This window comes from Pedobacter gandavensis, from assembly GCF_032678745.1.
Lineage (GTDB): Bacteria > Bacteroidota > Bacteroidia > Sphingobacteriales > Sphingobacteriaceae > Pedobacter > Pedobacter gandavensis_C.
Map to the genome: position 1 here is coordinate 350,853 of NZ_JAVTST010000002.1, position 15,097 is coordinate 365,949.

Genomic DNA, 15,097 nt, shown 5'->3' on the forward strand with positions numbered 1-15,097 from the left:
TGCAAAGATGCCAAATTTCATAGGGATTTCAACCGTGTTTTTAAACTTTTCAATGTAATTTTTATAAACATTTGAAAGTTTTTCTTGGAGATTAATTTACAAATACATACAATTGTGGCATAATTCCCTAAAGTTTATCTGACCATTCCAGAAAATCCCATAAAATTTTGTTCCATACCATCTTTTATAAATGCATTTTTTGCTCTGTTCAATTGGATAAACAATTTTATTTAAAATATTCTCTACACCCATATAATGTTTAACAAAACAGAATTAAATGAAAAGCTCACCGCCGAATTGCGGGAGATAGCTAAAACTCAAGGTATCCTAAATGCCGATGAGTTGCGTAAAGCTGAACTGGTTGAAATCATCTCTCAAATCACAGAGCAACAACCTGATGTTGCACCTGTTGAAGGTGAAGCACCTGCAAAAGCGCCAAAAGTAAAGACTGTAAAAGAAAGCTCTACTGAAAAGTCTACCAGAAAAAGGATCAGAATAACTCCTAAAGAGGAAGAAGAAAGTAAAGGCAACAACTTTAACAGAGCTGCATTATTTGACAATGAGCCTTCACAGGCACAGGCTCCGGCCCCGGTAGTAGCAGAAGAGAAAATTACTAAAGCTCCAGAAGCAGTTTCAGAACAACCTGCAGCAGTAGCTACAGAAACTGTTGCAGAAGTAAAAACTGAAACGGTAGCAAACCCTCAAACGGAAAATAAAAAACAACGTCCGCCAAGAGAAGACAACAGGCCACAGAAAGCGCCTAACCAACACGCAAATCAGAAACAAAGCGAAAACAGTTATTCTAATCTGGATTTCGACAATACCATCACCAACGAAGGGGTATTAGAGATTATGCCTGATGGTTACGGTTTCCTAAGGTCTGCGGATTACAATTACCTGTCTTCTCCGGATGATATCTACGTATCACAATCTCAGATCAAATTATTTGGTTTGAAAACTGGTGATACGGTAAAAGGAAGTATCCGTCCTCCAAAAGAAGGCGAGAAATATTTCCCATTGGTAAGGGTAGAAACCATCAACGGACGTTTACCTGCTGATGTAAGGGACCGTGTTCCTTTCGACTACCTGACTCCATTATTCCCTACAGAAAGATTAAACCTGTTCACGGAAAGCAATAACTACTCGACCAGAATCATCGACTTATTTACTCCAATTGGTAAAGGACAACGTGGTCTGATCGTGGCACAACCTAAAACCGGTAAAACCAATTTACTGAAAGAAGTTGCAAATGCGATTGCTAAAAACCATCCGGAAGTATACCTGATCATTCTATTGATCGATGAACGTCCGGAAGAGGTTACAGATATGGCTAGAAGTGTAAGAGCTGAAGTGATTGCCTCTACTTTTGATGAGCCTGCAGAAAGACACGTTAAAATTGCCAATATCGTTTTGGAAAAAGCAAAACGTCTGGTAGAATGTGGTCATGATGTAGTGATCTTATTAGACTCTATCACCAGATTAGCCAGAGCTTACAATACCACTGCTCCTGCTTCAGGAAAAATCTTATCAGGTGGTGTGGATGCCAATGCATTACACAAACCTAAACGTTTCTTCGGTGCGGCCCGTAACATTGAAAGAGGTGGTTCATTGACCATCCTTGCCACTGCTTTAACGGATACTGGTTCGAAAATGGACGAGGTGATCTTTGAAGAGTTTAAAGGTACTGGTAACATGGAATTACAGTTGGATCGTAAATTATCTAACAAACGTATCTTCCCTGCTATTGATATCACTGCATCAAGTACACGTAGAGACGATTTACTGCACGATAGAGACACTTTACAACGTGTTTGGATCTTACGTAACCACCTGGCAGATATGAACGCTCAGGAAGCCATGGAGTTTGTACAGCAGCAAATCAGAAATACAAAAACCAACGAAGAGTTTTTGATTTCAATGAATAGCTAATTTAGAAATGATCATAAAACAAATACCCAATGCCATTACCTCCGCTAACTTGTTTACCGGATGTATTGGCATTGTTTTCGCATTTAACCAGGATTTAAGATCGGCTGCGCTATGCATTCTGATCTCCCTGTTCATCGATTTTTTTGATGGTTTTGCCGCGCGCCTTTTAAAGGTAAGCGGACCTATGGGCAAAGAACTGGATTCTTTGGCAGATATGGTGAGCTTTGGCGTATTGCCATCGGTGATCCTGTTCCATATGGCACCAAAATCATTTTTCGGATATGAAGCCTTCCCTATCCTTTCTTACCTGGCCTTCTTTATCGCGGTATTTTCCGCTTATCGCCTTGCTAAGTTCAATCTGGATACCAGGCAAACTGATAAATTTATAGGTGTACCTACTCCGGCAATATCCGCAGTGATCGCATCCGTACCTTTTATCTATGAAAGTGATGTATTTTATTTTGACAGTTCTACCACTACAGTATTGCTATACCTGGCGTTTATTCCCCTGGCATGCTATTTACTAGTGAGTGAGATTACGCTGATCGCTTTAAAATTCAAAAGCTTCGGCTTCGCTGAAAACACCTTCAGGTATATCCTTATTATCGCTTCCGTATTATTATTATTGATCTTTAAATTTGTGGCGATCCCACTTATTTTGGTATTGTATATCGTTCTATCCATTATTGAGAATAGAACGACAAAAGTTAAAGCCGTTTCTTAAGATCGGCTTTAGCTTCATCCAGTTGTCTGTATAAGACCTGGGTGAAATCACAAAGCTCATTAAATGCCTTTGGCAGTTCTTCTATCTTAGTCAGCTCTCTGGCATTTCTTTCCATCATCTGCATATGATCTTTCGCATCCTCACGCCCTACATAAGCAAAGGTAGGCTTAATTTTATGCGCACAGCTCGATGCCCTAGCCCAATCTTCATCTGCTATCGCCTTACCTAAGTCTGCTACATAAGTAGGAGTTTGGGCCTTAAAAAGGTCTAACATCTCTATAATAAATTCTGCGCTATCCCCAGACATATCTTTCAGATAAGTAAGGTCAAGAGGTTCGTTATTCTTATTTGGATCGATCATCAAACAAATCTAATAAATTAAATTTTTGTTACAGTTAAATTATCCTCTAATATAGCTAATATTTCTGATACACGTTTACCTATAACGGGATGAATTAACCCTCCTGCAATCTCTGCTAAGGGAATCAGGACAAATTTCCGATACTGCATCTGAGGATGAGGGACTTGTAATTCTTCCCCAAGATCCACTACCTCATCGGCATAAAGTATCACATCAATATCAATCAGTCTGGCACCCCATTTTTCTTTTCTCACCCGGCCCAGTTCTGCTTCAATACCCAGCACTGTTTTCAAAACTTCCAGCGGGCTAAGCGTTGTTTTCAGTCCTACAGCCTGATTGATAAAAGCCGGTTGATCCGTCTTTCCCCAGGCAGCAGTCTCATAAAATGAGGATTGTGCAAATACCTCACCGACCTGTTCTCCAAGCTGCAAAACAGCATCTCTTAACAGCTCTTCCCTATCCCCTAAATTACTTCCCAGTAACAAATAAACATTTTTACTATCCAAGTCCATACAAAAGCCTCAGGCATTTTTTCTACCTTTATTTACAAATTAAATATTTAACCAGCAAATGAAAGAATTTTTTAAGTATGTTTTTGCAACTGTCGTAGGAGTTATTATATCAATAGGCGTGTTTTTCATCCTGTTTATTGCAATTATCGTAGGAATCGTCTCTTCTATCGGTGACGATAAAACGGTACTGGTTGACAATAACTCTGTACTCTACCTCAACCTGGACCAGGCCATTACTGAGCGTACTTATAGCGATCCGCTTTCGGAATTGCCTATCGTAGGTGATGATGGTAAAAAAAGCATCGGTTTTACGGATGTCATTAAAGCACTTAAATCCGCTAAATACGACGATAACATTAAATGTGTTTATCTGAGCGTTTCTTCTCCAAATGCTGGTTTTGCGAATATGAGAGAAATCAGAGAAGCACTGATCGATTTTAAAACCAGTAAAAAGAAAATCATCGCTTATAGCGAAGTCTACACACAAGGTGCTTACTATTTAGCGTCTGTTGCTGATAAAGTATATATCAATCCTGAAGGTGCCTTAGAATTTAAAGGACTAAGTTCTCAATCGGCCTTCTTTAAAGGAGCATTGGATAAATTAGGTATTGAAGCCCAAATTATCCGTGTAGGTACTTACAAAAGTGCGGTAGAACCTTTCATTGATACCAAAATGAGTGATAAAAACCGTGAGCAGGTAACCGCTTACGTGAATGGGTTATATTCGACCTTCCTTAGCGACATCTCAAAAAGCAGAAACATTGCCAAGGACAGTCTTTTCATGATTGCAAACGACTATAAAATCCAACAACCTAAAGATGCTGAAAAGTATAAAATGGTGGATGGCTTAAAGTATAAAGATGAAATCCTTGATGAATTAAAGTCCTTAAGCGGAACAGGTAAAAACAGCAATTTAACAACTGTTACCATCAATGACTACGCGAAAAATGTTATTTTCAACAGTAAAGGAAATACCAACAAAACTAAAATTGCCATAATTTATGCAAATGGCGATATTATGGGTGGTGAAGGTAACAATGACCAGATCGGTTCGGAAAGAATTTCCAGAGCGATCAGAAAAGCCAGAATCGATACCAATATTAAAGCCATTGTTTTGAGAGTAAACTCCCCAGGTGGTAGCGCCCTTGCTTCCGATGTGATCTGGAGAGAAGTTGTACTGACCAAAAAAGTGAAACCAGTGATCGCTTCTTTTGGTAACGTAGCCGCATCCGGTGGATATTATATCGCTTGTGCTGCAGACTCTATCTTTGTACAGCCAAATACCATTACCGGTTCGATCGGGGTATTCGGAATCATTCCTAACTTCCAGAAATTATTAAACAAAGAGCTTGGAATTACATTTGACGGGGTGAAAACCGGACAATATGCAGACATTATGAGTACTGTCCGTCCAATGACTGCCGGAGAAAGACTGATCATTCAGAATGGCGTAAACCATGTGTACGATAGCTTCATCACCCGTGTGGCAAATGGACGTAAGAAAAGTAAAGCATATATCGATAGCATTGGAGGTGGTCGTGTATGGGTTGGAACAGATGCCGTTAGAATTGGCCTTGCCGATAGAACAGGTAGCTTCGACGACGCCATCAAAGCTGCTGCTAAAAAAGCAAAAATCTCAGAATATAGAATCGTAGAATATCCGGAAATGATTGATCCGATCAAAGCCTTACTGGAAAACTCTACCGATAAAATAAAAACCTATTATGCTAAACAGGAACTAGGTGCCAATTACCTGATCTATCAGCAGGTTAAAGCTGCGATCTCAAAATCTGGCATACAAGCCAGAATGCCATTTGAAATCACGGTAAACTAGATTCCTTTTATAATACTAAAGGCCTAAATTTTTGTCTTCTCCAGGAAGATTAAAATTTAGGCCTTTTTCATACCCATATTCCGCTGGCTTAGCATCGAAGCCCTGATCATTATAAAGTAAGAAAGCTTTCCCTCTACCAGTTTAATCGGAAAATCGGGGCTTTTTATTTAATTTAGCATCCCATGGAAAATAAGACCATTTCACGCAGCTTGCGACTGCTTTCTCAATTGATGGAGTTACACAATGAGAACCCCTTTAAAATCAAATCAGTAGCTAATGCTGGTTTAAAAGTAGATAAACTTCCATTTTCCATTCAAGGCAAAACACTGGAAGAGATCGCACAGATTGACGGACTTGGAAAGAGCATTTCTGCGAAAGTCTGGGAGCTATTGGAAACAGGCACCATGACCGATTTACAGGAAATACTGGAAAGAACACCGGAAGGTATTGTCGAAATGCTGGGCATCAAAGGCATCGGACCAAAAAAGATCTTGGTGATCTGGAAAGACCTTGGTATTGAAAATATCGGAGAACTTTATTATGCCTGTAATGAAAACCGCCTGATTGAAGCTAAAGGCTTCGGATTAAAAACCCAGGAGGAGATTAAAAAGATCATTGAATTCAGGATGGCAGGACTAGGGAAATTCCTATACGCCCATGCGGAAAGCACTGTAAATAAACTTTATGCAGACCTGGCGGTTTGGTTAAACCAGATCTCTGGAGAGCCCCTATTGGGCATCGCCGGCGAATACAGACGCTGCATGGAAATCGTTGAATACGTTCCTTTCCTGATTGGTGCCACAGCAGTCGAAGAAGTTCAAGAGCAAATCAGCTCATTTGATGGACTTGCTTTTGAAGCACAAGCAGATGGTACTTATCAGGCGACCACCCTTTCGGGATTAAAAATACACTTACATATCTGTCCAAAAGACAGCTTCTACTTCAATTGGTTTAAACTTACCGGCAATGAGCAACACGTCCAGGAAGTGCTTGCCCTGGCAGGAAATGGCCCTTTTGAAACAGAAGAAGCCATTTACAAAGCTGCAGGACTAGCCTTTGTAGCTCCTGAAATCAGAGAAGGATTGGATGAGATCCAATTGGCAAAAGAAAATAAACTGCCAACATTGATCACATACGAAGACTTGAAAGGAAGTTTACACAACCACTCTACCTGGAGCGATGGTGTACATACCCTGGAGCAAATGGCAAGCTTCTGCAAAGACAACCTGAAGATGGAATATTTCGGGATTTGCGACCACTCCAAATCCGCATTTTATGCCAATGGATTAAATGAGCAACGCCTCTATGCCCAACATCTGGAAATCGATGCATTAAACGCCAAACTGGCTCCTTTCAAAATCTTTAAAGGGATTGAAAGTGACATCTTAAATGATGGATCACTAGACTACAGTGATGATATCCTGAAAACATTCGACTTTGTGGTAGCTTCTGTACACAGCAATTTAAGAATGGATGAAGAGAAAGCCACAGCCAGACTAATTAAAGCGATAGAGAACCCTTATACAACGATTCTAGGGCACCCTACCGGCAGATTACTATTGAGCAGAAAAGGTTATCCTATAGATTATGCAAAAGTAATCGACGCCTGTGCGGCAAATAAAGTAGTTATCGAGATCAATGCCAACCCATTACGTTTAGATCTGGACTGGCGCTGGCACCGTTACGCATTGGAAAAAGGCGTGTTATTGTCTATCAATCCAGATGCACATAGAATGGAAGGTTTCTACGATATGCACTATGGTACATTGATTGGCAGAAAAGGTGGACTAACTGCAAAACAGTGTTTAAACGCTATGACGCTCCAAGATATCTCAGAATACTTCAACAATAAAAAATAGTTATCCTTACCTTTGAGCCATGATTAGTCAGCTTTGTAATAAAATATTTCAGGACGTGATCAATGATTATCACGTTCACAACAATATAGATCAACCCATTCAAAATCCTTACCCTATGGGTACTCTGGAGCATTTGCTATACATGAAATGCTGGATCGATACTGCTCAATGGCATATGGAAGATGTGATCCGTAATCCGGAAATTGATCCGGTAGTAGCTTTACAATGGAAACGTCGTATTGATGCCTCGAATCAGGAGCGTACAGATGTAGTAGAATATATCGATAGCTACTTCCTGGAAGAGTATAAAAACATTGTACCGGCAGCAAACGCAAAGATCAATTCTGAAAGTCCGGCATGGGTAATCGATAGGTTATCAATCCTTGCTTTAAAGATTTATCATATGACGGAAGAAACCCTTCGTGAGGATGCTTCTGAAGAACATAAAATGAGCTGTACCACAAAACTTAACATTCTGTTAAACCAAAGAACCGATCTTTCTGGTAGTTTAGATGAATTGATCGCTGATATAGAAAGTGGTGCAAAATACATGAAGGTTTACAAGCAAATGAAAATGTATAATGATCCAAGCATGAACCCTGTGCTTTATAACAACAAGTAATTAATGCCTAAAGAAACTGCTAAGATCTTAGTAATCCGTTTCTCAGCAATGGGGGATGTCGCTATGACTGCCCCCATTCTAAAAGAATTCAGTGAACATTACCCTACCCATCAATTGCTGGTCGTAAGCAGACCATTTTTCAAACCTTTTTTTAATGAAATAAGTCGCCTTAGTTTCCATCCTTTTGATCCTAAAGGAAGTCATAAAGGCTTTTTCGGAATCTTAAAACTCTTCCGGGAACTGAGTAAGCAAGACATTACCGCCATAGCAGATTTACACAGCAACCTGAGAAGTAAAATTCTCTGTTTCCTTTTTATGCTAAAGGGGGTTAAATCTGTGTCTGTCGACAAAGGAAGAAAAGAGAAATCAGCGCTGACCAGAAAAACCAATAAAATCCTGGTACCACTAGAATTGACGGTTGCACGTTATGCTAAGGTATTTCAGAAATTAGGTTTTCCTTTTCCGCTCTCCAATACGTTAAAAGAAAAGAATCCGGCAGCAATAAACAACCCTCTTTTCCCTGAGAAAACTCAGAAATGGATTGGTGTAAGTCCTTTTGCACAGCATTTGCAAAAGGTATATCCGCTACATAAAATGGAAAGGGTTGTGCTACAGTTAGCAGAGATGGGGCATCACCTGTTTATTTTTGGTGGATCCCCGGAAGAAGAAGCAATAGCCAATAGCTGGGCTTCAAAACATAAAAACATCAGCTCTCTGGTAAGAAAAATTAAGCTGGAAGAAGAATTAGATTTTATTTCGAACCTGGATGTGATGCTCAGTATGGATTCTTCAGGTATGCACCTGGCTTCCCTGAAAAACATCCCTGTAGTCTCTGTTTGGGGTGCAACACATCCCTATGCCGGATTTTTAGGCTATGGACAATCTATAAATGACGCGGTACAAATCGATTTGTATTGTCGCCCATGCTCTGTTTATGGCAATATTCCATGCTACAGAGGTGATTTTGCCTGCATGAACAATTTAACCGAATCAACTGTTATAAATAGTGTTTTAAACAAACTAATTCATGGGCAAGCAACTTCTATTGATACGACACGGAAAATCTGATTGGGGAAATAGCCATATTTCCGATTTTGAAAGACCACTAAATGCCCGCGGGCTTAGAAATGCGCCAGAAATGGCAGGCAGAATATTGAAAAATAGCCAGGTTCCTCAATTATTAGTGAGTAGTCCGGCTGTTCGTGCCTTAACCACCGCCAGAAATTTCGCAGAAGTATGGAATAAGCCACTGGCTCAGATTCAGGAAGAAACCAGCATTTATGAAGCCAATGTAATGGCCTTATTAAAAGTGGTCAACAACCTCAGCAATAAGCAGCAAAGTGTTGCTTTATTTGGTCACAATCCGGGACTTACAGAATTCGCCAATTACCTGAGTAATGCGAACATCTATAATATCCCTACTTGTGGTACAGTGCTTATAGAATTTCCATTTGAAAAATGGGAACAGATAAGCCACCATACCGGTAATTTATTAGCTTTTGATTTTCCTAAAAGCGCAGACGAAGATTAAAAATGCAAGTGCTTCACGGTTAATCCGTTATTAATTAACTGCTTTAAGGAATCAATTCCAATTCTTAGGTGCGTATCCACATAATTGCTGGTTACTGAGCTATCGCTTTCTGCAGTTTTCACACCTTCAGGAATCATTGGCTGATCAGAAACCAGTAACAATGCTCCGGTAGGAATCTTATTGGCAAATCCTGTCGTAAAAATCGTAGCGGTTTCCATATCTACTGCCATGGCACGTAAGGTTTTCAGATATTTCTTAAAAGCTTTATCATGCTCCCAAACCCTGCGGTTGGTGGTATAACAAGTTCCAGTCCAATAGTCTCTTGAATGGTCACGAATGGTGGTAGAGATTGCTTTTTGCAAGGCGAAGGCAGGTAATGCCGGTACTTCAGCAGGCAGGTAATCATTTGATGTTCCTTCTCCCCTGATTGCAGCGATTGGCAGAATCAAATCACCCAATTGGTTTTTCTTTTTCAAACCACCACATTTCCCTAAAAACAAAACTGCTTTAGGCGCAATTGCAGTTAATAAATCCATCATGGTCGCTGCCATAGGACTTCCCATACCGAAATTGATAATCGTAATGCCATTAGCTGTTACACTTTGCATTGGTTTATCCAGCCCCATAATAGGCGCATCATCATGCCATTCGGAGAACATCTGTACATACTTGCTGAAATTGGTCAATAAGATATAATGTCCAAAATCTTCTAATGCTCTACCTGTATATCTTGGAAGCCAGTTTTTAACAATATCGCCTTTAGATTTCAAACCAGATTTTACGGGAGTTTCTATTTCTTTCTTTTTCTTAGTTTTCTTTTCCTCTTGCCCGTCTTTGTTTACTTCTAATTCTTCATTCATAAATTCTCCTTTTTCTAGTATAGTTAATAGTATTATTATTCCGCAAGGAACCTGCCACGATTTGTTTAAGAAGCGCAATTGGTCGAAAACCAATCACATCCTAAAATAACAAGTTAAAAAAAATCCCCGTAAAACGGGGATTAAATTATTTAAGCAGCTTTCAGCTTTTTAAAATCAGCCTTTTCGAATTTCTCCAGCGCGTATTCGAGCGTAATGCTCAACTCCTTAATGCTAGGGTCGGAAGGGATATCAAACATGGCATCCAGCATAATTGCCTCACAAATGGAGCGTAAGCCCCTTGCACCCAATTTGTATTCCATTGCTTTATCAACGATGAAATCTAAAACATCATCTTCAAAAGTCAACTTCACACCTTCAAATTCAAACAATTTCACGTACTGACGGAACAAAGAGTTCTTAGGCTCAGTCAGGATGTTACGTAATGCTGCTTTATCTAAAGGATTCAAGTGTGTCAATACGGGTACACGACCAATCAATTCAGGAATCAAACCAAAAGATTTTAAATCCTGAGGGGTAATGTATTTATAAAGGTTTTTAAGGTCCAGTTCTTCCTCGTCCTTTTTCACTTTATAACCTACCGCCTGTGTACGCAATCTGTTTGCGATTTTACGTTCGATACCATCGAAAGCTCCACCACAGATAAACAGAATGTTATTGGTATTTACAGGAATCATTTTCTGATCCGGGTGTTTACGTCCGCCCTGAGGTGGAACATTCACTATTGTACCCTCTAAGATCTTCAATAAAGCCTGCTGCACGCCTTCTCCCGATACATCTCTGGTAATAGAAGGGTTATCGCTTTTACGCGCCACCTTATCCACCTCATCAATATAAACGATTCCACGTTCTGCGGAAGCTACATCGTAATCCGCAGCTTGCAATAGTCGTGTTAAGATACTTTCTACATCCTCTCCAACATATCCTGCTTCGGTTAATACCGTAGCATCACAAATACAAAAAGGAACATGTAAGATCTTAGCGATAGTTTTCGCCAATAAGGTTTTACCGGTACCGGTTTCCCCTACCAACATGATGTTTGATTTCTCAATCTCCACCTCATCTGCCTGGTCTACCGTTTGTCCCAATCTCTTATAGTGGTTATACACCGCTACAGAAAGTACTTTCTTGGCATCATCCTGACCGATTACGTATTGGTCAATATGTGCTTTGATTTCCATTGGTTTCAATAAGGTAACCGAGGTATCCATTGGTTTACCTTTTTTGCTTCCCAGTTCCTGAGCCAGTAACTGATTCGCTTGAGTCACACATTTATCACAAATGTAGGCATCAAGACCTTCAATAAGCATTAAAGTATCCTGCTTACCTGATCCGCAAAAAGAACAACGGGATTCTTTACTTTGTTTAGCCATTTTTTTCTTTGTTATTCGCTCCCAGCACTTCATCAATCATTCCAAAGCCTTTGGCTTCATCAGCTTTCATCCAGTAATCACGGTCTGAAGCTTTTTCTACCCAGTCGTAAGATTGTCCGGAGTGGTTAGAAATGATATCATATAATTCTTTTTTCAGTTTCAACATCTCTCTCAAGTTGATCTCCATATCTGAAGCCACACCTTGAGCGCCGCCTGAAGGTTGGTGGATCATCACACGTGAGTGTGGCAATGCAGCACGTTTCCCTTTAGCACCTGCTACTAATAATACAGCTCCCATAGAAGCAGCCATACCTGTACAGATTGTAGCCACATCTGGTGTGATGTATTGCATGGTATCATAGATACCTAATCCTGCATATACAGAACCACCTGGTGAATTGATATAAATCTGAATGTCTCTATTGTTATCGGTAGACTGTAAAAACAGCAATTGTGCTTGTATAATGTTTGCGTTACCATCATAGATCGCATCACCTAAAAATATGATACGGTCCATCATTAAACGTGAGAACACATCCATTTGTGCCACGTTAAGCTGACGCTCTTCAATAATATAAGGAGTCATACTTTTTGGAGAGTTATTGGTAGCACCAATAAAACGATCCACGTTTAAACCATTAATACGATGGTGTTTAACAGCGTATTTTCTAAATTCGTCTTTGTCTATTTTCATCAGTATGTCTATTTTATATTAATTCTACCCTTCTAATTTTTACCAAATTAGTGAAACTAAATTGGTAAATTATTGTGGTATTGTAAAATTCTATAATGTCTTTATATAAATAAGGCGGCCTTAATAAAGCCGCCTTATTCTAATATCTATTAAAAGTATCTGGGTGACCCCGGGATTACTTCATTTCGATAAATTTGTTATAAGCTATCTCTTTTTCTTCAATAGTAGCAACAGATTTGATGTATTCAAAAACTTTAATCGCTTTTACTTCATCAAAAATACGGTTTGCATTGTCTTTCTCTTTCAAGAAAGTAGCCGTATACTGTGCCAATTGATCTTCTGGCATTGGGCTTGGGCTGTACATTCTGAACTGAGCATCTAAACGTTGTTTAGCAGTTTGGAATACATCCTCATATTTGATTTCAATGCTATTGTCTTTAATTAATTTGTTCTCAATTAAAGTCCATTTAAGGTTTTTAGCGAAATCTTCATATCCTTCAGCTAGTTCTGCATCAGTTAATTTTTCGTTAGTAGCTTTTAACCACTTACGTAAAAATTCATCTGGCAATTCCATTTTCACGGATTCAGTTAGTTTAGTATAGATGTCATTCTGCAATTTGCGATCTGCATCCTGCTTGAACATACCTTCTATTTCTTCTGTGATTTTAGCAGTAAAGCCAGCCTCATCAGTTACTACACCTTCACCAAATAATTTATCAAAGAACTCCTGGTTTAAATCAGACTCCTCTAAACGGTTTACATTTTTAACCGTTACCTGGAATTTCGATTTCAGTTCTTTAGCTTCTTCTTCAGGAATGTTCAACAATTTAGCGACAATCACTTCATTGTTGTCAAACGCTTTCTGAACATCTAATTCAACTACATCGTCTTTTTTCAAACCAACTAAGGTTTTCAAAATCTTTTTATCAGCAACCTGATCTAAACGAATAGAACCTGTGCTAGTGATGCCACCTTCAAAAACTGAACCATCAGCAGAAAGTTGTGCTAAATCGGCATAAAGGACGTCATCTTCTGCCGAAACTTCAGGGTTTGTCATTTTGCCATAGCTTCTTCTGATATTTTTGATACGTGAAGCTAATGTTTCTGCATCCGCTTTAACTACGTATTGAGTAAATTTATCTTTAGCTGTGATTTTTACCTCTACTGCTGGTGCAAGACCGATTTCATAGTCAAACTCGAATTCGTCAGTACCATCCCATTTGTATTCTTTAGTATCATCCATGATTGGTAATGGCTGACCAAGAACTTCCACTTTATTATCAGCAAGGTGCTTGCTTAAAGTTTCGCTCAATAGGGTATTGATTTCTTCCACTAAAATATTTCTGCCGAACATTTTCTTAATGTGTGCAACAGGAACCATTCCTTTACGAAAACCTGGAAGGTTTGATTTTTTAGCTTGTTCTCTTATAGATTTATCAACCTTTTCAGTATAATCTTCAGGTGAAATCTTAATTTTTACAACCGCGTTTAAGTCGTTAATTTTTTCCTGTGTAATGTTCATCTTTCTGAATCAATAATTATTAATGTCTATATACAAAAAATCCCCCGCGTGGCGGAGGAAATTTATTGCGGTAGAAAGGACTCCATTCTACCACTCAAATTTCCCTTTCGAGGGCGCAAATATATTCTTTTTTGTTGATTTCAAAGCTTATAATTGAAAATATTACGCTGTTGAGGGTCTGAATCTCAGCACTCCTAAGCAATCAAAAAAAGCAAATACCAAATCTATTCCGAAACAACTGTTAACCTGTCTTTTTACTATAAAATCCAGGTAAAACTACAACTGACCGAAGGTCTGGTTAAAGCGTCCATAAGCATAGATCAGCAATACTTCTGTAACCAGCAGGCCCACATACAGCCTACAGCAAATAGATAACGTTTAAAATCGGGTAGTGTTAGCGCAGACCTAGAATCCGGAAAAGCGCGATGAGTAAAAAAATTCCCGGAAAATAAAAAAGGTGATAAATTTTTCAATCTATCACCTTTTTTGTGCGGAAGAAGGGACTCGAACCCCCACGCCGTGAAGCGCCAGATCCTAAGTCTGGTGCGGCTACCAATTACGCCACTTCCGCAGTTAGGATTACCCTTTCGGGATTGCAAAGATAGAATAGTTTTTTAAAAACTCATAAATATTTAAAATAAAAATAAAGGTTTTTTTGATCAGCAGAAACAGTCAACCCCTTTAACACCAAATAATCAATCATTTACCTCCAAAAACACCCCATTTAGGGATCGCAAATAGCAAACAAATAGATCCTCCGTACTAGCTCAGCTTTATATACCTTCGAGTTGCGGCCGTATAAAATCCATATATATACCAATCTTACTAGGTCTTTACACCGTCCTTGAAAGGTCATTTAGACCTATGAAGGACCTATCAACCACCTATCAATGACCTACTGAAGATCAATAAGATTAAGACTCATCCCGAAAGCAATCCGAACTCATACCGAAGTTGGTATCACCAGAAAGAAAAACAGGATCCACCCCCCCCCGGGAGCCTCCTGAAATGTGCGGCCTATTTTTGGGCAAAAAAAAACAGCCCTTTCGGGGCTGCTTTTAAATTGTTGTGCGGAAGAAGGGACTCGAACCCCCACGCCGTGAAGCGCCAGATCCTAAGTCTGGTGCGGCTACCAATTACGCCACTTCCGCAGTTAGGATGTTCCCTTTCGGGATTGCAAATATAGATATTGTTTTTATACTTAAAAACTCTTTTTCATTTATTCAGAGCCCTTTTAGCTAACCTACTGATCTTACAG

13 protein-coding genes and 2 tRNA genes are annotated in these 15,097 nt (G+C 39.3%); 7 read left to right on the plus strand and 8 right to left on the minus strand.

Features of this window, described 5'->3' with window-relative positions:
* The first annotated feature begins 255 nt into the window (after nt 1-255).
* Nucleotides 256-1,929, plus strand: a complete 1,674-nt coding sequence (gene rho / locus R2S10_RS09220; RefSeq protein ID WP_316840155.1) for a transcription termination factor Rho — start codon at nt 256-258, stop codon at nt 1,927-1,929.
* A 7-nt stretch (nt 1,930-1,936) separates the two neighbouring features.
* Nucleotides 1,937-2,653, plus strand: a complete 717-nt coding sequence (pssA, locus tag R2S10_RS09225; RefSeq protein ID WP_316840156.1) for a CDP-diacylglycerol--serine O-phosphatidyltransferase — start codon at nt 1,937-1,939, stop codon at nt 2,651-2,653.
* On the opposite strand, the gene R2S10_RS09230 is transcribed toward pssA, so the two are convergent.
* Complete coding sequence (locus tag R2S10_RS09230) at nt 2,637-3,014, minus strand: Hpt domain-containing protein (RefSeq protein ID WP_316840157.1); 378 nt, start codon at nt 3,012-3,014, stop codon at nt 2,637-2,639. The genes pssA and R2S10_RS09230 overlap by 17 nt on opposite strands.
* 17 nt (nt 3,015-3,031) lie before the next feature.
* Nucleotides 3,032-3,526 carry a 2-amino-4-hydroxy-6-hydroxymethyldihydropteridine diphosphokinase gene (gene folK / locus R2S10_RS09235; RefSeq protein ID WP_316840158.1) on the minus strand — a complete coding sequence of 165 codons (495 nt, stop codon included), beginning with the start codon at nt 3,524-3,526 and terminating at the stop codon, nt 3,032-3,034.
* A gap of 58 nt (nt 3,527-3,584) precedes the next feature.
* On the opposite strand from folK, the gene sppA reads away from it, so the two are divergent.
* The 5 genes from sppA (at nt 3,585) to R2S10_RS09260 (ending at nt 9,372) form a co-directional block, all read left to right on the plus strand.
* A complete protein-coding gene (gene sppA, locus R2S10_RS09240) occupies nt 3,585-5,360 on the plus strand; it encodes a signal peptide peptidase SppA (RefSeq protein WP_316840159.1) in 1,776 nt (591 codons plus the stop codon).
* Between the two features lie 182 nt (nt 5,361-5,542).
* Complete coding sequence (locus R2S10_RS09245; protein WP_316840160.1) at nt 5,543-7,219, plus strand: helix-hairpin-helix domain-containing protein; 1,677 nt, start codon at nt 5,543-5,545, stop codon at nt 7,217-7,219.
* Nucleotides 7,220-7,238: 19 nt separating this feature from the next.
* Entirely contained in the window at nt 7,239-7,841 is a 603-nt protein-coding gene (locus tag R2S10_RS09250; RefSeq protein WP_316840161.1) for a DUF4254 domain-containing protein, read from the plus strand.
* A 3-nt stretch (nt 7,842-7,844) separates the two neighbouring features.
* On the plus strand, nt 7,845-8,909 hold the full coding sequence (locus R2S10_RS09255; RefSeq protein ID WP_316840162.1) for a glycosyltransferase family 9 protein: 1,065 nt from the start codon (nt 7,845-7,847) through the stop codon (nt 8,907-8,909).
* The gene (locus R2S10_RS09260; protein WP_316840163.1) at nt 8,869-9,372 is read left to right on the plus strand and encodes a SixA phosphatase family protein; all 504 of its coding nucleotides are present in this window, start codon (nt 8,869-8,871) and stop codon (nt 9,370-9,372) included. The genes R2S10_RS09255 and R2S10_RS09260 overlap by 41 nt, the downstream gene beginning before the upstream one ends.
* On the opposite strand, the gene R2S10_RS09265 is transcribed toward R2S10_RS09260, so the two are convergent.
* From R2S10_RS09265 to R2S10_RS09290, 6 genes are all read right to left on the minus strand, one after another.
* Nucleotides 9,369-10,232, minus strand: a complete 864-nt coding sequence (locus R2S10_RS09265) for an AMP nucleosidase (protein ID WP_316840164.1) — start codon at nt 10,230-10,232, stop codon at nt 9,369-9,371. The two genes, R2S10_RS09260 and R2S10_RS09265, sit on opposite strands and share 4 nt — an antisense overlap.
* Before the next feature lie 149 nt (nt 10,233-10,381).
* Nucleotides 10,382-11,623, minus strand: a complete 1,242-nt coding sequence (gene clpX, locus R2S10_RS09270; protein WP_316840165.1) for an ATP-dependent Clp protease ATP-binding subunit ClpX — start codon at nt 11,621-11,623, stop codon at nt 10,382-10,384.
* Entirely contained in the window at nt 11,616-12,317 is a 702-nt protein-coding gene (clpP, locus tag R2S10_RS09275) for an ATP-dependent Clp endopeptidase proteolytic subunit ClpP (RefSeq protein WP_316840166.1), read from the minus strand. Before clpP ends, clpX begins: the two co-directional genes overlap by 8 nt.
* A 175-nt stretch (nt 12,318-12,492) precedes the next feature.
* Nucleotides 12,493-13,839 carry a trigger factor gene (gene tig / locus R2S10_RS09280; protein WP_316840167.1) on the minus strand — a complete coding sequence of 449 codons (1,347 nt, stop codon included), beginning with the start codon at nt 13,837-13,839 and terminating at the stop codon, nt 12,493-12,495.
* Between the two features lie 489 nt (nt 13,840-14,328).
* Nucleotides 14,329-14,410 (minus strand) — tRNA-Leu (locus R2S10_RS09285).
* A 498-nt stretch (nt 14,411-14,908) separates the two neighbouring features.
* Nucleotides 14,909-14,990: transfer RNA gene (locus tag R2S10_RS09290), tRNA-Leu, on the minus strand.
* Between the last annotated feature and the right edge of the window lie 107 nt (nt 14,991-15,097).